The organism is Simonsiella muelleri ATCC 29453 (genome assembly GCF_002951835.1).
GTDB lineage: Bacteria > Pseudomonadota > Gammaproteobacteria > Burkholderiales > Neisseriaceae > Simonsiella > Simonsiella muelleri.
The window spans coordinates 1,183,219-1,208,182 of the sequence record NZ_CP019448.1 but is presented as its reverse complement, the minus strand read 5'-3'; the positions used below and the strand labels follow the sequence as shown (position 1 = coordinate 1,208,182).

General features: G+C 41.1%; 22 protein-coding genes and 2 pseudogenes. 18 read left to right on the top strand and 6 right to left on the bottom strand.

The window, feature by feature from the left end:
• Positions 1-98 precede the first annotated feature (98 nt).
• The 7 genes from BWP33_RS05855 to era all read left to right on the top strand — a co-directional run bounded on the left by BWP33_RS05855 (position 99) and on the right by era (position 5,826).
• Positions 99-1,223 carry a histone deacetylase family protein gene (locus BWP33_RS05855; RefSeq protein ID WP_104930335.1) on the top strand — a complete coding sequence of 375 codons (1,125 nt, stop codon included), beginning with the start codon at positions 99-101 and terminating at the stop codon, positions 1,221-1,223.
• Positions 1,224-1,434: 211 nt separating this feature from the next.
• Positions 1,435-1,773 (top strand): HU family DNA-binding protein, encoded by a 339-nt coding sequence (locus tag BWP33_RS05850; protein WP_224451202.1) that lies wholly within the window; start codon positions 1,435-1,437, stop codon positions 1,771-1,773.
• Positions 1,774-1,969: 196 nt separating this feature from the next.
• Positions 1,970-2,428 carry a large conductance mechanosensitive channel protein MscL gene (mscL, locus tag BWP33_RS05845; RefSeq protein WP_002641918.1) on the top strand — a complete coding sequence of 153 codons (459 nt, stop codon included), beginning with the start codon at positions 1,970-1,972 and terminating at the stop codon, positions 2,426-2,428.
• A 97-nt stretch (positions 2,429-2,525) separates the two neighbouring features.
• Positions 2,526-3,014: a transcription elongation factor GreB gene (gene greB / locus BWP33_RS05840; RefSeq protein ID WP_002641919.1), complete on the top strand. Its 489-nt coding sequence runs from the start codon at positions 2,526-2,528 to the stop codon at positions 3,012-3,014.
• A gap of 126 nt (positions 3,015-3,140) precedes the next feature.
• Positions 3,141-4,049 (top strand): AAA family ATPase, encoded by a 909-nt coding sequence (locus tag BWP33_RS05835; protein ID WP_002641920.1) that lies wholly within the window; start codon positions 3,141-3,143, stop codon positions 4,047-4,049.
• 13 nt (positions 4,050-4,062) lie between these two features.
• Positions 4,063-4,848 carry a phosphatase PAP2 family protein gene (locus BWP33_RS05830; protein WP_051010352.1) on the top strand — a complete coding sequence of 262 codons (786 nt, stop codon included), beginning with the start codon at positions 4,063-4,065 and terminating at the stop codon, positions 4,846-4,848.
• 51 nt (positions 4,849-4,899) lie between these two features.
• Positions 4,900-5,826 carry a GTPase Era gene (gene era, locus BWP33_RS05825; protein WP_002641922.1) on the top strand — a complete coding sequence of 309 codons (927 nt, stop codon included), beginning with the start codon at positions 4,900-4,902 and terminating at the stop codon, positions 5,824-5,826.
• 94 nt (positions 5,827-5,920) lie between these two features.
• Here the strand turns inward: era and BWP33_RS05820 are convergent, their stop codons facing one another.
• Together BWP33_RS05820 and murA are read right to left on the bottom strand one after the other, a co-directional pair.
• Positions 5,921-6,250, bottom strand: a complete 330-nt coding sequence (locus BWP33_RS05820; RefSeq protein ID WP_002641923.1) for an FKBP-type peptidyl-prolyl cis-trans isomerase — start codon at positions 6,248-6,250, stop codon at positions 5,921-5,923.
• Between the two features lie 45 nt (positions 6,251-6,295).
• Entirely contained in the window at positions 6,296-7,558 is a 1,263-nt protein-coding gene (gene murA / locus BWP33_RS05815) for a UDP-N-acetylglucosamine 1-carboxyvinyltransferase (protein ID WP_002641924.1), read from the bottom strand.
• 249 nt (positions 7,559-7,807) lie between these two features.
• Between murA and BWP33_RS05810 the strand changes: the two genes are divergently transcribed.
• The gene (locus BWP33_RS05810) at positions 7,808-9,130 is read left to right on the top strand and encodes a replication-associated recombination protein A (RefSeq protein WP_002641925.1); all 1,323 of its coding nucleotides are present in this window, start codon (positions 7,808-7,810) and stop codon (positions 9,128-9,130) included.
• 165 nt (positions 9,131-9,295) lie between these two features.
• On the opposite strand, the gene BWP33_RS05805 is transcribed toward BWP33_RS05810, so the two are convergent.
• The 4 genes from BWP33_RS05805 to BWP33_RS12380 form a co-directional block, all read right to left on the bottom strand.
• Positions 9,296-9,883: an outer membrane lipoprotein LolB gene (locus BWP33_RS05805; protein ID WP_040628964.1), complete on the bottom strand. Its 588-nt coding sequence runs from the start codon at positions 9,881-9,883 to the stop codon at positions 9,296-9,298.
• Positions 9,884-9,955: 72 nt separating this feature from the next.
• Complete coding sequence (gene map / locus BWP33_RS05800) at positions 9,956-10,732, bottom strand: type I methionyl aminopeptidase (protein ID WP_002641927.1); 777 nt, start codon at positions 10,730-10,732, stop codon at positions 9,956-9,958.
• A gap of 252 nt (positions 10,733-10,984) precedes the next feature.
• Positions 10,985-12,145 carry a class I SAM-dependent methyltransferase gene (locus BWP33_RS05795; protein ID WP_002641928.1) on the bottom strand — a complete coding sequence of 387 codons (1,161 nt, stop codon included), beginning with the start codon at positions 12,143-12,145 and terminating at the stop codon, positions 10,985-10,987.
• A gap of 130 nt (positions 12,146-12,275) precedes the next feature.
• Positions 12,276-12,437 carry a hypothetical protein gene (locus tag BWP33_RS12380; RefSeq protein ID WP_155999551.1) on the bottom strand — a complete coding sequence of 54 codons (162 nt, stop codon included), beginning with the start codon at positions 12,435-12,437 and terminating at the stop codon, positions 12,276-12,278.
• Between the two features lie 244 nt (positions 12,438-12,681).
• Here BWP33_RS12380 and rsmH point away from each other — a divergent pair, with 244 nt between their 5' ends.
• The 10 genes and pseudogenes from rsmH (at position 12,682) to mraY (ending at position 24,945) form a co-directional block, all read left to right on the top strand.
• Positions 12,682-13,644, top strand: a complete 963-nt coding sequence (rsmH, locus tag BWP33_RS05790) for a 16S rRNA (cytosine(1402)-N(4))-methyltransferase RsmH (RefSeq protein ID WP_002641929.1) — start codon at positions 12,682-12,684, stop codon at positions 13,642-13,644.
• 51 nt (positions 13,645-13,695) lie between these two features.
• Positions 13,696-14,064, top strand: a complete 369-nt coding sequence (locus tag BWP33_RS05780; RefSeq protein ID WP_002641930.1) for a cell division protein FtsL — start codon at positions 13,696-13,698, stop codon at positions 14,062-14,064.
• A gap of 7 nt (positions 14,065-14,071) precedes the next feature.
• Positions 14,072-15,952 carry a peptidoglycan D,D-transpeptidase FtsI family protein gene (locus tag BWP33_RS05775; protein WP_002641931.1) on the top strand — a complete coding sequence of 627 codons (1,881 nt, stop codon included), beginning with the start codon at positions 14,072-14,074 and terminating at the stop codon, positions 15,950-15,952.
• 95 nt (positions 15,953-16,047) lie between these two features.
• A pseudogene (locus BWP33_RS12965) lies at positions 16,048-17,526 on the top strand (UDP-N-acetylmuramoyl-L-alanyl-D-glutamate--2,6-diaminopimelate ligase); the annotation flags it as partial.
• Positions 17,527-17,613: 87 nt separating this feature from the next.
• A complete protein-coding gene (locus BWP33_RS12960) occupies positions 17,614-18,480 on the top strand; it encodes an Abi family protein (RefSeq protein ID WP_224451259.1) in 867 nt (288 codons plus the stop codon).
• Positions 18,481-18,756: 276 nt separating this feature from the next.
• Positions 18,757-20,322, top strand: a complete 1,566-nt coding sequence (locus tag BWP33_RS05765) for a phosphoethanolamine transferase family protein (RefSeq protein WP_002641933.1) — start codon at positions 18,757-18,759, stop codon at positions 20,320-20,322.
• A gap of 27 nt (positions 20,323-20,349) precedes the next feature.
• Complete coding sequence (locus BWP33_RS12955; protein WP_002641934.1) at positions 20,350-21,726, top strand: AAA family ATPase; 1,377 nt, start codon at positions 20,350-20,352, stop codon at positions 21,724-21,726.
• A complete protein-coding gene (locus BWP33_RS05755) occupies positions 21,701-22,321 on the top strand; it encodes a retron system putative HNH endonuclease (protein WP_002641935.1) in 621 nt (206 codons plus the stop codon). The genes BWP33_RS12955 and BWP33_RS05755 overlap by 26 nt, the downstream gene beginning before the upstream one ends.
• Positions 22,321-23,685: a UDP-N-acetylmuramoyl-tripeptide--D-alanyl-D-alanine ligase gene (locus BWP33_RS05750; RefSeq protein ID WP_002641936.1), complete on the top strand. Its 1,365-nt coding sequence runs from the start codon at positions 22,321-22,323 to the stop codon at positions 23,683-23,685. Before BWP33_RS05755 ends, BWP33_RS05750 begins: the two co-directional genes overlap by 1 nt.
• 175 nt (positions 23,686-23,860) lie before the next feature.
• Positions 23,861-24,945 (top strand): annotated as a pseudogene (gene mraY, locus BWP33_RS05745) (phospho-N-acetylmuramoyl-pentapeptide-transferase).
• Positions 24,946-24,964 lie beyond the last annotated feature (19 nt).

Here is a 24,964-nt window from a genome sequence, read left to right as displayed (position 1 = left end):
CTTGTCAATTGTCCTTAAAAATATCCAATAATCTTAACTGAATCACTCAATCTGTGCCTAAAAATTCCCCTAAATCCCTAAAATTCATACAAAAGAGTATGAATCACACAACAAACAGATTGGATTGGTTTACAATATACATCAATCTTGATTCAACCATTTTCAGGCAGCCTGAAATCATGTCTTTTCTTAAGTCATTTATTTTTAATTCATTGAATTTTAAACTTTACTACCGTTACGCCAAACGCCGATTTGCACATTTTGTGGGATTGAAAGGGCGTACCGCGTGGATTAGTGCGCCAGCGTGCCGAACGCATTTTGCGGGTAATCAGCACCCTGAAAGTCCCAACCGACTCATTGCCATAGAAAATATTTTGCGCCACACCCACACTTGGGCAAGAATGCAAAAAATCCAAGCCAAACCCATTAATGACATTCAATTGGCACGTGTACATACTCGCAATTATATCAATGAATTAGAAAACCAAACACCTGCGCAAGGTGTACATAAAATTGACGATGACACTTATTTGAGTCGCGACACATTTGATGCCGCGCGATATGGTGCAGGTGCTGCCGTCCAAGCCGTTGATATGGTGATGAAACAGTACGCCAAAAACGCATTTTGCGCCATTCGCCCCCCTGGACACCACGCCCATGCCAATCATGCGGGTGGATTTTGTTTTATTAATAATGCTGCTGTTGCTGCCATGCACGCCATTGCCGAATATCGTTTGGAACGTGTGGCAATTTTGGATTTTGATTTGCATCACGGCGATGGCACGGAAGATATTTTTCAAAATGATAAACGTGTGATGTTGTTATCGTCTTTTGAATCACCGCTTTATCCTTTCACAGGGACGGATTATCAAGGCAAAAACCCCAATATCATCAACACACCTTTAAAAGCAGGCGACAGCAGCGATGTGTTTCGTGAAATGGTGCGCTCAATTTGGTTGCCAAAATTGGCATCATTTCGCCCACAACTGATTGTTTTGAGTGCTGGATTTGATGCACATCGTGATGATGATTTGGGGCATTTGAATTTGACAGAAGACGATTTTGGTTGGCTCACACAAAAAATTGTGTTGGTGGCAGAACGCCACGCGCAAGGGCGGATTGTGTCGGTATTGGAAGGTGGATATTGTTTGGATAGCTTAGCTGTGAGCGTGAAAGCGCATTTGAATGCCTTAGTAAGTGCTAACCGATTTGCACAGAATTAGTAATCAACCCAGCCCATTTTATTTCAGGCAGCCTGAACATTGAGTTGTGTTGTAAAAAATCGCCAATTTGACCGCTTTTGTTGCATAAACGTACAAAAACTAAGTAACCATTGTAGTTTACACTTGCGCTTGTTTTATGGAATTGATATAAAGCGAGCATAGCAATTTGAACGCCCAAATCATCGGGTATTTAAACAATTTTAACCTCCAAATGAAAGGGACTTTCTCCATGAATAAGTCTGAATTGATTGATGCGATTGCCGAGAAATCTGGTTTAACCAAAACCGATGCGGCTAAAGCATTAGACGCTTTTACTTCTGTGGTAAAAGACACATTGCAACAAAATGGCGACATCACATTGGTGGGCTTTGGCTCATTTACTGTGGCTGAACGCGCTGAACGCCAAGGTTTGAATCCCAAAACCAAAGAGCCTATTACCATTCCTGCGGCTCGTGTGCCTAAGTTCAAACCAGGTAAAGCATTGAAAGATGCGTTGTTGCCACAAGAAGATACGACAAAAGCAACTGCTAAAAAAGCCACTAAAAAATAATTTAGATGATTTTAAATTATCTGATTTTCAGGCTGCCTGATCATTTTAGGTAGCCTGAAATTATTTCCTGTTGTTATAGTGGAGTGAATTAATTTTGACAATACAATTTGTAAGATTATTTAACTGCAAATAAATGAAAATTTCTGCATAATGACGCGTTTTTTGACTAACACATATTGAATTTGAGGTAATGATTATGTCTTTGAAAGACGAATTTAAGGCGTTTATTTTACGCGGTAACGTGATTGATTTAGCTGTCGGTGTGGTTGTGGGTGCATCGTTTGGTAACATCGTGAAATCTTTGGTTGATGATGTGATTATGCCTCCAATTGGTTTGTTATTGGGGGGCGTGGATTTTTCTAACATTTTCTTGACATTAAAAGACGGTGCGGCTGGCGCACCTGCCGATGGCTATCCTACTTTGGCGGCTGCTAAAGCGGCTGGCGCGGTAACCCTGAATATTGGTGTATTTATGAACACCGTTTTCAGTTTTTTAATTGTGGCGACTGCGATTTTTGCCGTGGTTAAAGTGGTGAATAAATTGCAAACTGCTGCCATCAAAAAAGAAAACGAAGAACCTGCAGCACCCACGCCACCATCTGAAGACATTGTTTTGTTACGTGAAATTCGTGATGCTTTAGCAAAACGCAATTGATTCATTTATCAAAAAGGCAGCCTGAAACTAAATTTCACATTTCAGGCTGCCTTTTTTCCATTAAAATAAACGCATTTTCATTCAAATTAAATGTCCCATGTCTGACGTAAAATATTATATGACACCGCAAGGTCATCAGACTTTGCAACAAGAATTGTATCAATTGGTTCACAAAGAACGCCCAGAAATTGTCCAAATTGTGAATTGGGCTGCCAGCAACGGCGACCGCAGCGAAAACGGCGATTATTTATATGGCAAACGCCGAATGCGCGAAATTGATAGAAGAATCCGCTTCTTAACCAAACGCTTAGAAAATGCGTTAGTCATTGACCCCGAAACGCGTGAATTCACCGACCAAATCTTTTTCTCCGCCACCGTAACCATCGAACGCAGCAATGGCGTAGAACAAACCGTGAAAATTGTCGGCGAAGATGAAATTGATGCCACCAAAAACAAAATTTCATGGAAATCGCCTTTGGCACGCGCCCTGATTAAAGCACGTGAAGGCGATAGGGTATGGCTGAATGTCCCCAATGGGCGCGAAGCTATTGATATTTTAGTTGTGGAATACATTAAAATTGATTAATCAATTATAATCAATATTTTATATTAATTTGTCATGAATACAGCATGACCAACATCCTGATGTAGCACACGTATAAGGCGGTCGTTGTCGCCTTGTCTCAATAACATTAAAAAATTAAGGAAATTTATGAACGCAACTTTTGAACCTATTTTTCAGCAATTAAACTCCGTTATTTTAGGTAAAGAATTGATTTTAAAAAAATTAGTTGCTTGCATTTTGGCTGGCGGACACGTGCTATTGGAAGATGTACCAGGTGTAGGCAAAACCACATTGGCAACCAGTTTGGCGGCGGTGCTGGGTTTGCATTATCAACGCGTACAATTCACAAATGATATGCTGCCTGCAGATTTATTGGGCGTAAATGTGTTTATGCCGACTGAAGGTGCATTTCAATTTCATCCTGGTCCTGTATTCAATCAGTTTGTTTTGGCAGACGAAATTAACCGAGCATCGCCCAAAGTCCAATCCGCACTTTTGGAAGCTATGGAAGAAGGACAGGTATCGGTAGATGGCAAAACTTATGCCTTATCTAAACCATTTTTGGTGGTTGCCACGCAAAATCCATCGGAACAATTGGGTACATTTCCGCTGCCTGAAAGCCAACTTGACCGTTTTATGATGCGTTTGAGTATGGGCTATCCCATTGAAGAAGCTGAAAAAACATTGTACCATACAGGCGACCGTCGCCAATTGATTCACACCATTCAAGCCACTGGCTCACCTGAAAAATTGCAAGAATGGCAAGCGCAAGTTCGCACAATTACGGTATCTGAAGCAGTCGCGGCATATGTGTATCGTTTGGTGGCGGCAACGCGCCAAGCTGGGCGTTTTGCGGTGGGATTGAGTCCGCGTGCTGGTTTGGCGGTAATTAATGCGGCAAAGGCGTGGGCATTTTTGGAAGGGCGTACGTTTGTGATGCCTGAAGACGTGAAAGCAGTTTGGGTGTCGGTGAGCAATCATCGTTTGCAGTCGTTACAACAGCAGAACAGCAGCAAGGCTTTAACGGATATTTTGGAGACTGTCACGGTGTCGTGATTTTTATTTAATCATGAAAATTCAATCAAATTTTATGGGTTTAAGTTTGCTTAGTGCGTTAATGCTGTGTATGCCATGTTATTTTTGGCTGACGGATTATCATTGGGCATTAAATCAACATGTTGGGCATTCTGACGAATCACTGTTTTGGATTGTGTTCACGCAAACGGGGTCGCCACCATACGCTGTTATTACCGTTTTGATTTTATTAATTTTATTACTATATTTGACGCGAAAATCTTATCGTTGGCAAACAGTGGTAATCGTGTGTGCGGTTTCGTTGGGGACAACACAAGCCATCAAATCGGGCATCAAACAATTGGTTACCGAGCCGCGTCCATATGTTGCGCAAATGCAAACCACAGGTTATTTACAATCATTTGATTTAACAGAAAAATCTTACTATCAACTCAAGAAAAAAGAACGCGCACCAATTGTCCGCGACCGTACCGCGATTGCTGATGAATGGTTAGTAACCGATTATCAGGCGACTGAATTGGGTTACTCGTTTCCGTCTGGGCATACGATTTTTGCGGTATCGTGGTTGCTTTTGGCGGTGGGCTTTTTGGCGAAAAATCGGACGGCCGTTGCGTGGCTTTTTCAGGCAGCCTTAACAATATGGGCAGCAGCAATTTTGTATAGCCGTGTGTGGTTGGGTATGCATTATCCAATTGATTTATCTACATCTATTTTATTGGCATGGGTTGTGCATTTGATTTTATTTGGTTTATGCGTCCCACACTGGGAAAAGAAATTTCAGATAATACCCAAAGAGCCTCAACCCAAAAGTGATAGATAAATAATAACTGTATATTTTCAGGCAGCCTGAAAAAATTTAAGAAAGAAAAACATGAATGTAGAAGAATTTTTAGCCAATGAAGCACAAGCTACACAAAATTATCGTTGTGGTTTTATTGCGATTGTTGGTCGTCCGAATGTAGGCAAGTCCACGCTGATGAATCATTTGATTGGGCAAAAAATCAGCATTACCAGCAAAAAAGCGCAAACCACGCGCCACAAAGTTACGGGCATTTACACCGACAACACCGCACAATTTGTGTTTGTGGATACACCTGGATTTCAAACAGACCACCGCAATGCCTTGAATGATAGATTAAATTTAAATGTAACAGAAGCAATGAATGGTGTGGACGCAATTGCATTTGTGCTAGAAGCAATGCGATTCACAGATGCCGACCGCACGGTATTGAAACAATTACCGAAAAATACGCCTGTTGTACTGGTCGTGAACAAAATTGACAAGGACAAAGCAAAAGACAAATTGGCATTAAACGCATTTATTGAGCAAGTACGTGCAGAATTTGAGTTTGTGGCGGTGGAAGTCGTGAGCGCGAAACACGGCTTGCGCATCGCTAACTTATTGGAAACATTGAAACCATTTTTACCTGAAAGCGTGCCAATGTATCCAGAAGACATGGTTACTGATAAATCCAGTCGCTTTTTGGCAATGGAAATTGTGCGCGAAAAATTATTCCGCTATTTGGGCGAAGAGTTGCCTTACGCAATGAATGTGGAAGTAGAACAATTTAAAGAAGAAAATGGTATGTTTCACATTTACATCGCAGTGCTGGTGGATAAAGAAAACCAAAAACCAATTGTCATCGGGCGTGGTGGTGAGAAATTAAAAAAAATCTCTACCGAAGCGCGTTTAGATATGGAAAAACTGTTTGATTGTAAAGTATTTTTGAAAGTTTGGGTCAAAGTGAAATCGGGTTGGGCTGATGATATTCGCTTTTTGAATGAATTGGGTTTGTGAATTTTTTCAGGTTGAAACCCTTGCAAAACCCCTATTTTCAGCAAATTTAAAGGTTTTGCAACGGTTTCAACCTGAAAAATCATTTTCTTATAAATTAATCATGCACGCGCAATAATTCCACTTCAAAAATCAAAGTAGAATGGGCTGGAATCAAACCGCCACCCACTGCACGTGAACCATAGCCCATTTCTGGCGGAATGGTCAATTTACGTTTACCACCGACTTTCATGCCACCAAAACCTTCGTCCCAGCCTTGAATCACTTCGCCCACACCCAAAGTCAATGTGAACGGTTGACGACGATCCACGCTGCTGTCAAATTTTGTGCCGTCCGTCAGCCAGCCTGTGTAGTGTACGGTAATGTCTTTGCCTTTGACGGCTTCTGCGCCATCACCCACAATTAAATCTTCAATAATTAAACTCATGTTATTTTTCCTTGATTAAAATTTTTCAGGCAGCCTGAAACTTCATTAGCCGTGAATCCGCTCAATTTTTGCGCCCACACCACCGAGTTTTTTCTCAATGTGTTCGTAGCCACGATCAAGATGGTAGATTTGCTCCACAATGGTTTCGCCTTCCGCCACCAAACCTGCAATCACCAAACTGGCTGATGCACGTAAATCAGTTGCCATCACAGTTGCGCCCGACAATTTCTCTACGCCTTTGACCACAGCCGTATTGCCTTCGGCTGAAATATTGGCACCCATGCGATTTAATTCAGGGATATGCATAAAACGGTTTTCAAAAATGGTTTCGGTAACGGTGCAAGTGCCATCTGCCACCGCGTTCATCGCCATAAATTGCGCCTGCATATCGGTTGGGAAAGCTGGATGTTCGGCGGTGCGAATGTTTACAGCTTTCGGACGTTGCTGCATATCTATGCTAATCCAGTCATCACCTGCTTCAATAATTGCGCCTGCTTCTACCAATTTATCCAATACCACTTGCATGGTCTGTGGTGCAGCATTGCGCAACACCACTTTGCCGCCTGTCATCGCCACAGCACACAAAAACGTACCTGCTTCAATGCGGTCAGGAACCACGCTGTATTCTGCGCCATGTAATTCGGTTACGCCTTCAATCGTCATGGTTTGCGTGCCGATACCTTGAATTTTCGCGCCCATTTTTACCAAACAATTCGCTAAATCCACAACTTCAGGCTCAACCGCACAATTTTCCAATACAGTCGTGCCTTCGGCTAATGTTGCCGCCATTAACAAATTTTCCGTTCCCCCTACGGTTACCATGTCCATGACCACGCGTGCGCCTTGTAATTTTCCTTGTGGGGCGGTGGCTTTCACATAACCATGTTCAATGACAATTTGCGCGCCCATGGCTTCCAAACCTTTCAAATGCAAATCCACAGGACGCGCCCCAATCGCGCAACCACCAGGTAAACTCACTTCCGCCTTACCAAATCGCGCCAAAGTCGGGCCCAATACCAAAATAGATGCACGCATGGTGCGTACCAAATCATATGGCGCACAAGTATTGTTTACTGTACTACCATTGATTTCAAATTCAGAAATATTGTCGGTCAAAACGCGTGCGCCCATACCTTGCAACAATTTTTGCGTGGTTTTCACATCTGCAAGCATCGGCACATTTTTCAAGCGTAACGTGCCATTAGACAACAAACCCGCACACATCAATGGCAACGCCGCATTTTTAGCACCCGAAATCACAATTTCACCATTAAGTTTGCCGTTGGCAACAATTTTTAATTTATCCATCTAGAAAACTGCTTTCATCAAAATCATACAAAAAAATCAAACACGTTCAGGCAGCCTGAAACGTGTTACATCAAATACAGTAAAATTATAACGGAAAAGCCATTCGTATTCAGCCAAATCATAGACAAAATTCCACATTCAAAATTCACAAAATCTTTTTTCAGGCAGCCTGAAGATTTATTTTGTGAATTGATTTCGTTCTACACGTAAACTGGTAAAATCAAATCATCAATTTGTTTTCGTGTGATGATGATTATGATGACCCAAAACCTATTTCAAACCACCCCTACTCCACCACTTGCCGAACGGCTGCGCCCTAAAATCTTGTCTGACGTGGTTGGGCAGCAGCATTTGATTGGCGAGGGGAAACCTTTGTCTGTTGCCATTGCCAGTGGTGTGCCGCATTCCATGATTTTATGGGGTGCGACAGGTGTAGGCAAAACCACATTGGCGCAAATCATCGCCAACAGTTTTGACGCACAATTTATCTCGCTATCTGCGGTGTTCTCTGGTGTAAAAGAAATTCGTGAAGCGGTACTCAAAGCCGAATTAGCGTGGCAACAAGGTCGCCGCACCATTATTTTTGTTGATGAAGTCCACCGATTTAACAAAGCCCAACAAGACGCATTTTTGCCCCACGTTGAAAGTGGCTTAATCACATTCATCGGCGCAACTACCGAAAATCCATCGTTTGAAGTCAATGCCGCGCTACTGAGTCGTGCCAGCGTTTACACACTCAATCCACTGACACCAGCCGAATTAACTTTATTGTGCCAACGCGTTTTCAGGCTGCCTGAATATCAAGGCATCATGTTAGAATCACCAGCCGAACAATTGATCATCCAGTCAGCCGATGGCGATGCACGGCGTTTGTTGAATTTATTGGAACAAATCATCAACGCCAATGCTGCACTAAATTTACCCACCATCAACGCGAAATTTACTGCTCAAACCATTGGTTCACAAATCCAACGTTTTGATAAAAATGGCGAACAATTCTACAACCAAATTTCCGCATTGCATAAATCCATACGCGGTTCACACCCAAATGCAGCATTGTATTGGTTTTGCCGAATGCTAGAGGGGGGAGTAGACCCACGTTATTTATCGCGCCGTTTGATTAGAATTGCTTGGGAAGACATAGGGTTAGCCGATCCACGCGCCATACAAATCGCCACCGATGCGGCTTCAGCCTACGAACGACTTGGCTCACCCGAAGGCGAATTGGCATTGTCGCAAGCCGTGTTGTATCTCGCTACCGCCGCCAAATCCAACGCAGGCTACGTGGCATTCAACAAAATGCGCCAATTTGTCCGCGAACATGGCAGCGCGGAAGTACCATTTCATCTACGCAATGCCCCCACCGAATTGATGTCCGAATTAGGCTACGGGCACACGTATCGTTACGCCCACGATGAACCCCATGCCTACGCCGCAGGTGAAACGTATATGCCTGATAATTTAGAAGAACCTTGTTTTTATCAACCAACAGAACGCGGTTTAGAAAGCAAAATTGCAGAAAAATTGGCGTGGCTGAAAAGCTTAGATGACGCGGAAAAAATTGAATTTTGATTTTGGATTCATGAAGTTTCAGGCTGCCTGAAGAAATAATTTAGAACCTGTGTTCGTAAGATTGATAATTTGATTTTATTGACCATTTTTGCGAATACTAAACCAACGCAGTAGGCACATGAAGTGGTAATAAAAGCAAGCTATTAAAATTATGAACACAGGTTCTTAAATTCGGGCAGCGCAACGCTCCTGTTTTTCAGGCAGCCCTGCACTGCGGCTGCTTTCGGTGAAAACCATACGAAGCGTCAATTTATCATTTTCTAATAATAAAATACGTGGTGTACCGTCTTCGTTTAACGTGCGTGAAATTGTCCAGCCCAATTGCTGCAATTTACCATCAACCGTGAAACCATGTGCAACATCACTTACCCACTCGCCATTTGCCCACACCGATAAATGCTCAATGGGCAAATTGTAGCCGAGTAAATCTTCGCTTAATTCGGCTGGTGTGTTGGCGGTAAACAATTTACCGTTGCTATCCACCGCCAACACGCCTTCCGCATCACGACACAATTGCCCGACTGTATTACCTAAAGGTGTATTCACATCAATGGTTTCCACACCATTAGCGCGTATCCAATCAAAATTAGCATAGCTGCCTTTATCGTTGATTTTCACGCCCAAACGCCCTGACGCATCAAAGGTTTTCCAATCACGTTGCGCTTGCCAATCTTTGGGTGAGGTCATTTGTGGTGTGGCGCAAGCTGCCAGCAAAAATAGGCAGCCTGAAAAGATTAAATATTTAATTTTCATCTTGATTTATTTCTATTGATTGATGTGTTTGGCTGATTGATTTTATGATTTTGGGTCAGCAAATCGCAGCAATTATGGACGACCCGTTCGTGGTGAAATTGTCAAAATTTCGCAACCTGTTTCGGTTACCAACACTTCGTGTTCCCATTGTGCGGACAATTTGCGATCTTTGGTAACGACCGTCCAGCCGTCGTCTAAAATTCGCAGATGGCGTTTACCTTGGTTAATCATGGGTTCAATGGTAAAAATCATGCCAGCTTTCAACACCATGCCTTGACCTTTTTTGCCATAATGCAAAATTTGTGGCGCACAATGAAATTCACGCCCGATACCATGTCCACAAAATTCTTGCACGACTGAATAGCCAGCATTTTCAGCAACATTTTGGCACGCCCAACCGATGTCGCCAAGCGTTGCGCCAGCTTTTACGGCGGCAATGCCCGCCATCATGGATTCGTGGGTTACATCAATGAGTCGTTGAGCTTGTGGGCTGATTTTGCCCACTGCAAACATTCGACTAGAATCGCCATGAAAACCGTCTTTTTTGATGGTTAAATCAACATTGATAATATCACCTTCTTTCAAAGGTTTGTCATCGGGAATACCATGGCAAATCACATGATTAACCGATGTACAACACGATTTCGGGTAAGGCGGATTACCGTAATGGAGTGGCGCAGGATAGCCGCCTTGCACATTCACATGATAATCATAAACCAATTGGTCAATTTCATTGGTGGTGATACCAGGTTTGATAAAATCACCAATATAATCTAGTGCTTCAGCAACGAGCTTGCCTAATTCACGCATTTTTTCTTGTTCTTCGGGAGTAGTAATGATGACCGTCATAATTGTTTCCTACTTGATAATGATTTTAAAATAGGCTGAATTATAACCGAGTTGATTGTGTGCGAAAATGACCATTCATGAATTGAGTAAATTTCCATACGATAAGAACATTGTCATTGTTTAAAATGAAAAATACGATAACGGATTAAATTAAAATTAGAGTAAAGCGACAACAATCGCCACACCCTATTTTTATTTAAAAAACTATCCTTTTGAATATAAATAATATTTTCAAGACAAGCTGTATTATTCCTACAATTTATGGCACAAATCACCATACGAAAATCCCAACCAATCCACATCCACATCACGCCCAAAAGCAATGACTTTAAATAATTCACCCATTTCATGTTGAGCAGTTAACTGCTGCACGGCGTGGGCTGCTTTCACATATTCGGGCGTATCCGTTTGTGGGAATTGTGCGGCAAGTAAATCCAAAATACCCAAATTAAACAGAAAATTAGCTTGAGTCGTATAGCCAATCAAATCCAACTCTGCCTGCACCCCTGCTTCAGCAATATCGGTAAAATTCACATGCGCTGTCAAATCCGTCAAACCCACACGAAAAAAAGGATCGTGAATACTGTGATGACGATGATGCCCAATGAGTGTGCCATCGTTGCGCTGTTCGTGATAATATTGTTTATAATCAAAACCATAATCAATCCAAATCATCGCGCCACGCACCAATTTTTCCGCCAACGTCCGAACAAAAGCATACTGCGTCAAATGTAATTCACTGGTGTAATTCGCGACATTCTTCGGCAAATATTTGCAGGCTGCCTGAAACAAGTCATCATCTAATAATGGTTTGAATTGCCAAATAAATTGCTCATTTTCTACCGCCACACATACTCGCTCAAATTGCCCATTTCCCGCGCAACGCACACGCTCCACAGGCATTGCGTCCAGCACTTCATTGCCAATTAACACACCATCAAATTGTTCAGGCAGCGTATCCAGCCACGTTACTTGATGCGCAAAATTGGGGGCGTATTGTTGAATATAATTTTGCTGACGTTCGGCTAATTCTGATGATAATTCAATAATATAATAATTTTTCAGGCTGCCTGAAAGTGTGTTCAATAAATCTGCCGCCAACACACCCGTTCCTGCACCAAATTCATAGATATTCGCGGCGGTTTGCATGAGCAATGGTTTGATTTGATTGGCCAAAGTTTGTGCAAATAAAGGCGTAAGCATGGGAGCTGTCATGAAATCACCAGAGACACCAATTTTATGTGCGCCACCTGTATAGTAGCCCCGTTTGGGGGCATACAAAGCCAGTTGCATAAATTGTGAAAATGGAATTGAGCCACCGTTTTCACGGATTTTTTCGCTGATAAATTCGGTTAATTGTGCGCTTGCGTAGACAGCATCTGCGGATAAATCGGGGATTTGAGTGTTGTGCATAAGTATGTAGATAATTTTAGATTAGAAGTTAAATTATGTAAAAAAAAGTGAGCTGTTATTATTATATCGGTTTTGTGTGGGTACGTTGAGTTTATTTTTTACACTTGTTTTTTTTAGGGTTTTTATTTTTTTAGGTTAAATAATTAAGTAGCAGGCAGCCTGAAGCATTTTGCAGATTACCATTTGACTGGAATTGGCGCATAAATTCGTGGTTGGATTGCATTGGTGCGGTTTGACCGTAAGGCAATTTTTTTTTATAGTGTGCAACTGTGGGTTTGGGGGTAATGGACAATTTATTCGCGCTTGCTTTTTGTCAAAAATCGTTTAGTTCGGTGTTCAAAATATGCACCAATAATACATTTAATTAATATACATTTACATTGACTTGTATTTTTGCCTTGAAATAATCATTTTTACTAAAAAATCAGTGTGATGTCTAAATTATCCATTGTCCCAAAGTGGCACGAAACGTGCCATTTTTTCATTTTAGAAATCTCAAATTTCACATTCCCTTTCAGCCAAACCAATTGAATATTATGAACCAACCATCTGAATTTAAACACATTACTGTATTACTGCATGAAGCGGTTGACGCGCTGAATATTCGCGCAGATGGCGTTTATGTAGATGGCACGTTTGGGCGCGGTGGGCATTCGCGTTTGATTTTATCGCGATTGGGTGAATCGGGGCGGCTGATTGTATTTGACAAAGACCCACAAGCCATTGAAGTCGCACAAGAATTAGCAAAACAAGATAAGCGCGTAAAAGTTATTCATAATGGATTTTCACATTTTCAGGTAGCCTTAAAAAATGATTTGGGCTTGAATCATATTGATGGTGCGTTGTTTGATTTGGGGATTTCATCACCACAAATTGACGATGCGTCTCGCGGATTCAGTTTTCGTTTTGATGCGCCACTGGATATGAGAATGGATACCACGCGTGGACAGTCGGCTGCCGATTGGTTAGCCATTGCCGATGAACAAGAAATACATGAGGTCATAAAAAATTATGGTGAAGAGCGGTTTAGTCGCCAAATCGCGCGCGCAATTGTTACGCAACGCGAAGACAGTCCCATCATTACAACCAACCAGTTGGCGAAAATCACGGCACAAGTCGTCCGCACTCGCGAGCGCGGTCAAGACCCCGCGACGCGTACATTCCAAGCCATTCGCATCTTCATTAATCGTGAACTTGATGAAATCCAAGCCGTCTTGCCGCAAGTTGTCGCGCATTTGAATATCGGTGGACGTTTGGCAGTGATTGCGTTTCATTCGTTGGAAGACCGCTTGGTTAAACAATTTATTCGCACGCATTCCACCCATGCGCCCCTCCCCAAATGGGCAGCCATTCGCGAAACCGATTTGCCACAACCGCCATTGTTGGCAGTGGGCAAAGCCATCAAACCCAGTGATGATGAAATTGCCCATAACCCACGCGCTCGTTCTGCGGTTTTACGTATTGCCGAACGCACGCACGGTATTTTTCAGGCTGCCTGAAAATAATGTCTGTTTAATTGATTGCCGCCAGCATGACAATAAGGTTTTCCCATGAATTCAAAAAATAAATTGACAGATAAATTTAAAGCGCGATTTGCTTCGTTTTTACAAAGATACCCTTTTTTAATCAATACGCTGCCTGAGAAAGTTAAACCCATGGCAACCAAAACCAACATCATATTATTAATACTTGTTTTGTGGTCTGCATACTACGTTGTGGATTTAAGCAACAGCATCAAACAAGAAACCCAACTGTATGGCAAAGCTCAAGAACGCGGTATTCGTTTAGACCAAGATTTTGCTGAATTACAATACAGCTTAAGCCAAGCCGTTGACACCAAAATTATTAACAACGCTGCCAGCAAAATGAATATGCACGAGCCTAGCGTTGAAGAAACCGTTATTTTAGATTTCCAATAAACCCATTATGTCAAATATTCCCCCTCCAGAATTGCCACCTAATTCATCTGAAGAGCCAATGGAAAGCGCACCTAATCCTGCGCCCAAATTACACCGAAAGCATAAAAAACAAAAAAAATCAAATAGTTATAGCAATACACGTTTGAGAATTGTCTTAGGTGCCATTAATGCAGCATTTATTGGCTTAATTGGATACGCATTATTCATTCACACACAACACAGTGATGAATTAAACAAATTCGGCACAGACCGCACGTTACGCAGCATCAAAGAATCTGCATTGCGCGGCATGATTACCGACCGTAGCGGCACTGTTTTGGCAGTCAGCCGCTATTTACGCGTCCCCACTTTTAACCCCAAAGCCATCTACGAACCCAAACGCAAAGGCGACCCAATTAATTGGGAAACCATTTCCGATGAACAATTCGCCAAATTAGCCAAAATTTTAAAGCTGCCTGAAAGCGAAGTCCGCGAAAAATTAAAAGACATTTCCAAAACATATTGGAACAGCAAAGCTGAATTATCTTTATCAGAAGCCGATGAATTAAAAAAATTAAAAATCCCTAGCTTGCGATTTGAAGAACGCAGCGAACGTACCTATCCAACAGGTAACTTATTTTCGCATATTGTTGGTTTTGCAAATAAAAAAGGCGTGGGTTTGGAAGGTTTGGAGCGCACTGAAAACGATAATTTGATGGGTGAAGACGGCAAACAATTGGTTTTGCGCGACCGCCATCAAAATATTATTGAGTTGATTGATTCTCCAGAAAATAAATCAGCACGACCAGGTAAAACTTTGGTGTTGTCGGTGAATCAAGAAATTCAGCGTTTGGCACGTTCTGAATTACAAAAAACCATCAGCCGTTTCAACGCAAAAGCAGGTGGCGTGGTGGTGTTAGATGCGAAAACTGGCGAAATTTTGGCGTTAAGTAGTTTGCCTGATTACGATGCCAATTTTTATCAAGATTATCCTGATGATAATTTTCGTAATTTCGCGGTTGGCGTAACCATGGAACCTGGGTCTGTATTCAAGCCATTTGTGGTCGCCAAAGCCGTTGATGATGGCAAAATCAACCGTTACACCAATTTTAATACCAATCCATTTAATATTGGTTCAAAAACCATTCGCGATGTGCATGATTATCCAAATTTAACCACCGAAGGCATTTTGCAAAAATCGTCTAACGTGGGAACCAGCCATATTGCCGCAATGTATCCAAGCCAAACTTTATATGATTTTTATCATCAAATTGGCTTTGGTCGCAAAACCAATTCTGGCGTAACAGGTGAACAGTTTACCCCCATCAAACCTGCCAATCAGTGGGGGGCATTGGACAAAGCAGTGATGTCGTATGGCTACGCGATTACAGCAAATTTATTGCAAATGGCTCAAGCCTATACGATTTTTACTGCCGATGGCAAATTACTGCCCGTTACCATTTACAAACGCGACAGCGCACCCGATGGCGAACAAGTGATTAAACCCAGTACCGCTAAATTGATGCGCGAAATGATGATTAGCGTAACGCGAAAAGGTGGTAGCGGTGTAACTGGTGCCATTGACGGCTACGATGTTGGCGCAAAAACCGGTACAGCGAAAAAAGTAGTAGCAGGAAGCTACGAAGACCGTTACCGTGCCAGTTTCGTGGGCTTTGCCCCCGCTCAAGACCCACGTTTGATTGTGGCGGTTACAATTGATGACCCACGCGGTAAAGGCTACTATGGTGGTTTGGTGGCGGGACCTGCATTCCGTGGTGTCATGAGTGGTGGGTTAAAAATTCTAGGTGTGCCGCCGACAAATCCAATTAATGTCGCGCAACCTACTGTTCAACAAGCAGTTAAAACAGAAGAAGAAAAGGCATTGGAAACAGAAATTTTGCCTGAGTAATCTCATGAGATTGACACCTTTACATGGTTGCCATGTAAGGGTGTTTCCGCCGTTTCAGGCAGCCTGAAAAATCAAAATACAAAGGAAATCAATAAATGTTTAGCCAAATTGCAGCCCCAAAAAATGCTCAATTACCCGAACTCAAATGCCATATTTCAGGCAGCCAAACGTTACACGCTGATAGCCGAAAAATTCAGCCAAATGATATATTCATTGCGTGTCAAGGCGAATACGCGGACGGGCGGTTGTACATTCAATCTGCGATTGAAAACGGCGCAAGTTTTGTATTTTGGGAAGATGACGGTACATTCCAATGGCAACCCGAATGGGCAGTCTCCAATCAACCCATTTCCGATTTAAAACAATGTGCTGGAATTTTGGCGAATGCGGTTTACCAAAATAGCACAGACAGCCTGAATATTTTTGGCGTAACAGGCACAAACGGCAAAACATCCATCACCCAATGGATCGCACAAGCGATTGATATTTTAGAAAATAAAAAATCGTGTGCAATTATCGGTACAGTAGGCAATGGTTTTTTTGGCGAACTGCAAGAAACCACACACACCACGCCCGACCCCGTTTCTGTGCAAACTTTATTGCGCCAGTTCAAACAATTAGGTGCAAATCACATTGCCATGGAAGTGTCCAGTCACGGCTTGCACCAATACCGCGTCAATGGCGTGCCATTTAAAACCGCCATTTTTACCAATTTAACGCGCGACCACTTGGATTACCACAACAGCATGGCAGAATATGGCGCAACCAAAGCCCGATTATTTCATTGGCAAGGCTTGGAGAATGCCATCATCAATTCAGACGATGAATTTGGTTCAAAACTTATTTTACAATTAAAACAACAATATGCAGACAACCTGAATATTTATTCCTATGGTTTTAACGAAAATGCAGACATTCGCATCACAGAGTTTATTGCCAACACACAAGGAATGAAAATTGGTTTACAAACGCCGTGGGGCAATGGCACCACGCAAACACGATTATTGGGACGCTTCAACGCACAAAATTTTGCGGCGGCAATCGGTGCATTGTGCGCGAGTGGATTTGAGTTTCAGGCTGCCTTAAATGCCTTGTCGCAAATCCGACCAGCCACAGGACGCATGGATTGTATTATCAATGAAAACAAACCATTAGTCGTAGTAGACTATGCCCATACACCAGATGCACTGGAAAAAGCTTTAACGACTTTACGCGAAATTCAAAGTCCAGAGAGCAAATTATGGTGTGTGTTTGGCTGTGGTGGCAACCGCGACAGTGGCAAACGTCCATTGATGGGCGCGGTGGCAGCGCAACACAGCGATCGCCCCATTGTAACCAGCGACAATCCGCGCATGGAAGACCCACAAGCGATTATCGCCGACATTTTGCCCGCCGTGCCAAATGCTGCCTTGGTGCAAGTGGATAGACAAACCGCGATTGAGCAAACCATCGCGCAAGCAGCACCGCAAGACATTGTTTTGATTGCAGGAAAAGGACACGAAACCTACCAAGACGTGCAAGGCGTGAAACATCATTTTTCAGATTTTGAAGTGGCAGAAAACGCGCTGGGAAAGTATGAAACGTTCTTCAAACACGGTTTTGACCCACTGAAACACTGGCAAGATTTTTCGGTTCAATTACTGCGTTTGCAAGAACGTGGCATGACAATTGACGACCCTAAACGTGCGTTACATTATTTGCAACGCATCGGATATTATCGCTTGAGTGGATATTTTCATGTTTTTCGTCAATGGAATAGCGAAAAAAATAAATTGCTGGATACGTTTAAGGCAGGCTGCGATTTTGAAACCGTTCTGTCTTTGTATCTATTTGACAAAAAGCTGCGTTTATTGGCGATTGATGCACTGGAACGCATTGAAATTGCAATAAAAAATGATATTGCCCATTGTTTGGGAAAATATCATCCTTTGGCATACGAGCAACCTGCATTTTTTGATAAAAATTTTGTTTCAGGCAGCAAGCATCAACAATGGATTGATAAACATGAAGATTTGATAAAAAAGGCACAATATAAAGATTTTGTGCAACATCATCTACAAAAATACGGCTGTTTGCCTGTGTGGGCAGCGAGTGGCGTATGGGATTTTGGTGCGATGTCGCGTTTGTATAGCGGCATGAAAAAAAGCGATAAAAATCAGATTGCGCGAAAATATGGTTTTGACAATGGCTATGTTTTTGGGCGAATATTAGAAAGTCTGAATGAAATCAGAAATATTGCTTCACATCACGACCGCTTATGGAATATTCGTTTGTCGCGTGTTGCGCCTGAACTAGATGCCAATGTATTTGGGCAAAAATTGGATAATAAACGTCCATTTTTCTATTTTTGCGTAATGAAAATGATGCTGAACGTATTGTCTCCGCATTCGGAATGGGGAGTGCGTGTGTTGGATTTGTTGAGAAATTTTCCAGAAAATAGCAGCGAAAACATCAGATTGGAGAAATTTGGTGCGATTGTTGGCTACGCTGAATTAGACGTGTGGACAAACAAAAACCACCGCTTGTAAAAACAGAGGCGGCGGTCATATCGCTGCCTATAATACAAATACAGATTTTATTTGTCAAGCAAAATGTGAGAACTATCCTGAAACCCATTGAATAATTGGCTGAAAAAGCCAACTCAGTAGGCGCACGAAGTGGCGATAAAAGCAAGCTATTAAGATTATGAACACTGGTTCTTAGATTATACATATGATAAATTCAAAAATATAATATGTATATTATTGACGCGGTATTTTGCTTTTTTCATGTTTTGCAACAAGTTATGGATTTGGAGAATAAATATGATAAATTCAAAAAATATAGCATGTACCTTTTTGACTGCATTTTGCTTTTTTTCATGCTTTGCAACAGGTTATGGATTTGGGGACTATGCAACCGAACCTATTATTCGCGATATTGCATTAGGAACAATTGGCTCACTCATTTTATTTTTGGTACTGGCAAGTTGGCGACCGCGTTTAGCATCAAATATTTTGTTAATATATGTATTATCTACTGGCTTTTATTTTCCAATTGGTTGGCAGTATGGTGCACCGACTTATCAGATTACAAGTGCATTGATGGAAACCAATGTGCAAGAATCCATACAATTTTTAAGGAATGTGCCATTTAGTATTTGGCTGTTGCAGATAACTTTTTTATTTTTTGGTATCATAACATGGCGATGGTGTTGCGTTTGGTTTTTAGAATTACCCTGTTGGCCAAAAAAAATCAAACAACAAATGGTAAAACTTGTGCTTGCATTATTATTCATACCACCTATTATTAATGTAGTCGGACAATTTTATCAATGGCGTGATGGGCGGATTTTTTCAATCACACTAATTGGATTTTATGTAGATTTAGCCATCGCACCTAAACTGTATTGGCAAGCTAAACGAGAAATGCTGGCACAATTTACTCAAGCACCTACTTGGCATATTCAATCTGTTAAACCTAAATATCAAAATTATGTGATAGTAATTGGCGAAAGTGCACGTAAAGATTATTTGAATGCTTATGGATTTAATTTGCCAAATACACCTTTTTTGAGTAAAACCAATGGATTATTAATTGATGGCTATGTTTCTACCGCATCTTATACACTTGGGAGTATACCTAGCACATTAAGTATGCGCGGTAAAATGTATAACAATGTTATTAGCATGGCAAAAATGGCTGGTTTTTCAACATATTGGTTATCCAATCAAGGAATGTTTGGTGATGATGATAGTGGTGTTTCTGCATTTGCCATGCTGGCTGATGAACGCTATTTTACGCAACGCAAAGATTATAAAAAAGGGGAAAATATTCATGATTCTGAATTATTGAAACCCTTGCAAACTGTTCTCAACCAACCCAGTGAACACCCCAAATTAATTGTTTTACATCTTATTGGTTCTCATGCTGAATTTTGTAAACGATTAAAAAATCCAGTGCAATTTCATTTTAAAAATAAACAAATATCTTGCTACGTTAGCAGTATTTTAGAAACAGATAACTTATTATCAGATATCATTAATATGCTTAAGGTTAAAAATGAACCTTATTCTTTAATTTATTTTTCTGATCATGGTTTAAGACAACAAGGTTATGGTTCAGAGCAAACGTTTATCCATGGAGATGGCGTATATGAAGGTTATAGTGTTCCATTTGCACGTCTTTCATCTGATGATACAACCCATATCCTAATTAAAGTACAACGAAGTGCATTTTCTTTTTTACAAGGTTTCAGTCAATGGACAGGAATAAAAGTATCTGAATTTTCAAATGGATATGATTTCTTTGGTACAAAACCTGATTTACCTAGTTCAGACAATAATTTACAAGAAATCAATCAAATGTCTAGAGATAAACTGCAAGAATAATTTTTAGGCAGCCTGAAAGGAATAAATATGCAAGTTAAATCCATTACATTACACAATATTGGTCAATTTAAAGAGTTGACGATTCCACTCGCGCCATTTAATGACAATGCGCCAAAAGTTACTGTTTTTATTGGAAATAATGGCTCTGGTAAAACGACTGTGCTGAAATCGCTGGTTACGGCATTAAATTGGCTGTCTGCACGTATTCGTAGCGAACGTGGGCGCGGTTTGGATATTCCCGAAGAAGTGATTATGAATGGGCAATCTTCGGGTATGGTAGTACTGAATGTGAATGTTAAAAATGCAGAACAATCATTTACATGGCAGATTAGCAAATCTAAACAAGGTCGGAAAAATCAGTTTTCTACTGATTTGAAAGCAATCAATTCGTTGGCGGATATTTACCGCACCAATTTAACGGAAAATGCACAAGCTGATTTGCCGATATTGGCTTTTTATCCTGTTGAACGCAGCGTATTAGATATTCCATTAAAAATTAGAGAAAAACATTCTTTTGAACAGATTAATGGTTATGATAATGCTTTAAATATGGGTGTGGATTTTCGGCGATTTTTTGAATGGTTTAGAAATGAAGAAGATGCTGAAAATGAAATATATAAAGATATACCAAAATTACCGCCTGAATTGGTCAATATATTAAGGCAACATAATATAGATAGAGCAGTTGTGGAAAAAGTGAAAGATAATTTACACCAAGCAGAAAATAGATTAAAAAACGAAACAAAATTAGCTTATGTAAAACAAGCTATTCAAGAATTTACAGGTTTTGAAGAGATTCATATTCAGCGTAAACCTAAGCAAAAAATGCTGGTTCGTAAAAATAATCAGGAATTTGATGTTATTCAACTTTCACAAGGCGAAAAATCCCTAATGGCATTGGTCGGTGATATTGCGCGCCGTTTGGCAATGCTTAACCCAAGTTTGGAAAATCCCTTGAATAGTCAAGGTATTGTGATGATTGACGAAGCAGATTTGCACTTGCACCCACAATGGCAACGCCAATTGATTGCGCGTTTAACCAAAACGTTCCCCAATTGCCAATTTGTGTTGAGTACCCATTCGCCACTTGTGATTAGTGATAGCAAAGATATTGTTGTTTATTCATTGGAAAATGGCGAAATGCAGCAAATCCCATCACAATACGGGCAAGATGCAAACACGGTTTTGTTGAATGCTATGGAAACGGCGATTCGCAACGAAGAAGTTACTCAAAAATTGAATAATTTATTAGATTTAATTCAGTATAATCAATTAGATGATGCCAAAGTAAAATTAACTGAATTGCACCAAGAGCTGCCTGAAAATAATTTGGAATTAGCCAAAGCACAACTTTTACTCAAAAAACAGGAAATCCGTCATGAGAAAAATTCAAAAAACTCATGAACCTAATAGTTTGACTCAATACAAACGAAATAACCCTACTCATCAATATAAAGATTTAAAAGATGAAAATGTCCGCCAAGATATTCGTCAAACATGCACAGAAGAACAATATTATTTATGCGCTTATTGCTGCAAAGAAATTTCAGGAACAAATGTGGATACGATGAATGAGCATATTCAGCCACGCCATCATTTCCCAAATTTATCTATGGATTTCAATAATATTGTAGCGAGTTGCAATGCAAAAGGGCATTGCGATGGTTCAAAAGATTCGCACATTCTTTTACTTACGCCTTTGATGGACGAATGTGAAACCGAATTTAAATTTAAAATCAATGGAGAGATGGTTGGAAAAACAGAACGAGCAAAACAATCAATTGATATTTTGCAATTAAATCAGCGAAAATTATGCGAATCAAGAAAGCAAGCCATTGCGAATATGCTGTATGTGCAAGGTTTAGGCAATCCAATTGATGTGGAAGATGATGAGTTATTACAATCCGTTTGTGATGATATTATGATGCCTGAAAATGGGAAATTACCTGCTTTTGCGCCAGCTATTGTCAATGCAATCAAAAATTGGATAAATTCATAATGAAAACTTTAACTTTAAACTTTATCTGCGAAACCCTAAACCTACCCAAACCACAAACTAACCAAACCATCAACCGCATCATCACAGACAGCCGACAAGCTCAATCGGGTGATTTATTTGTGGCATTGATTGGCGAAAATCATGACGCGCATGATTTTGTAGCGGACGTGTTGGCAAAAGGTGCATTGGCGTTGGTGTCGCGTGATGATTTTGTTGGTGTTTCAGGCTGCCTGAAAGTTGATGATACTTTGATTGCATTACAAAAATTGGCAAAAGCTTGGCGTCAAGTCATCAATCCATTCGTGTTTGGTATAACAGGTTCTAGCGGCAAAACCACCGTCAAAGAAATGTTGGCAACCGTGTTACGCGAAAAATTCGGTGCGGATGCAGTGTTGGCAACGGCTGGTAATTTTAACAATCACATCGGATTACCGCTTACCTTATTGAATTTACGTGAAAATCATCGTTATGCTGTGATTGAAATGGGCATGAACCATTTTGGCGAATTGGCGGTTTTAACGCAAATTGCGCAACCGAATGTTGCTCTTGTGAACAACGCAATGCGAGCGCATATTGGTTGCGGATTTAATGGCGTGGACGATATTGCACGCGCAAAAAGTGAAATTTATCAAGGTATTCAACAAGATGGTTTAGCAATTTTGCCAATTGATGATGCGAACTTACCGATTTTTCAGGCAGCCTGCAAAAATTTGAATTTGCAAACGCAAACATTTGGTTTTGCGCAAGGCGATATTCATGCAGAAAATTTGGTATTACAACCGCTTGCGAGTGAATTTGATTTGATACAAGGTTCGGAATGTGTTCACATTACATTACCTGTTGCGGGTAGACACAATGTGAGTAATGCGTGTGCGGCAGCGGCTTTGGCGTTGGCAGGCGGCGTAAAATTAACGGAAATTGCACGCGGTTTGGCGAATTTTGCGAACATTAAAGGACGTTTACAAGTCAAACACGGCATCAAAAACAGTACCATTTTAGATGACACTTACAACGCCAATCCCGATAGCATGAAAGCTGCATTAGATGTGTTGGCGAAAATGCCTGCGCCACGTGTATTCGTGATGGGCGATATGGGTGAATTAGGCGAAAACGAAGCCCCTAAAATGCATGAAGAAATCGGTATTTACGCAAAAAATCTAGGTATTGAATTGGCGTATTTTGTTGGCGAAAACAGCGTTCAGGCTGCCGAAAAATTTGGCGCGGACGGTTTATGGTTTGTGGATAAAGACCCGTTGATTTTGTCATTGACACATGATTTAGCCGAAAACGCAAGTGTATTGGTTAAGGGTTCGCGATTTATGAAGATGGAAGAAGTGGTGATGGCTTTAATGCCACAAGAATAATTTTCAGGTTGCCTGAAAAAAATTTCTACAATTCTTTGCCTAATTCATGAATGAACCAGTAAAATATGCAACTTTACGTCAAATTGTGCCATTTTTTGATTAATGCACAACAATAATTTTTTTCAGGCTGCCTGAAATAAACACACCCATTTATTAAAAATCTTAGGAATTCAATATGTTACTCTACCTGGCTGAATATTTACAACAATATATTACGGGCTTTAATTTGGTGCAATACACCACATTTCGCGCGGTAATGGCAACATTGACGGCGTTGGCATTTAGTCTCATGTTGGGTCCATGGACGATTCGTAAATTGATGGCATTGAAAGCAGAACAAGCGGTACGCACCGATGGTCCCAAAACGCATTTGATTAAAAATGGTACGCCAACCATGGGGGGGTACTGATTTTGACTGCTATTACCCTGTCTACTTTATTGTGGGGGGATTTAGATAACGCATATATTTGGATTTTGCTGGGTGTGATGCTGGCGACGGGTGCATTGGGTTTTTATGATGACTGGCGCAAAGTCGTGTATAAAGACCCAAATGGTGTGTCGGCTAAATTCAAGATGGTTTGGCAAACTTTGGTTGCTATCGGTGCTGGTTTTGCTTTGTTTTATATGGCAAAAAATAACACAAATAATATTTTAATTGTGCCATTTTTCAAACAAGTGGCGTTGCCATTGGGTGTGGTGGGGTTCATGCTTTTGAGCTATCTCACGATTGTTGGTACGTCTAACGCCGTAAATTTAACGGACGGTTTGGACGGTTTGGCGGCATTTCCTGTGGTCTTGGTGGCTGGGGGTTTAGCGATTTTTGCGTATGTAACGGGACACGCTCAATTTGCCCAATATCTGCAATTACCATTTGTATCGGGTGCGAATGAAGTGGTTATTTTTTGTACGGCGATGTGTGGGGCGTGTTTGGGTTTCTTGTGGTTTAATGCTGCGCCTGCGCAAGTCTTTATGGGCGATGTGGGTGCATTGGCATTGGGAGCGGCTTTGGGTACAGTGGCGGTGATTATTCGCCAAGAATTTATATTGGTGGTTATGGGTGGTTTGTTTGTGGTGGAAGCATTATCGGTTATGCTGCAAGTGGGCTGGTATAAACACACGAAAAAACGCATTTTCTTAATGGCACCGATTCATCATCACTATGAACAAAAAGGTTGGAAAGAAACACAAGTTGTTGTTCGTTTTTGGATTATTACAATTGTATTGGTTTTGATTGGTTTGAGTACCTTGAAAATTCGTTAATTACTGAAATAGGTTATTT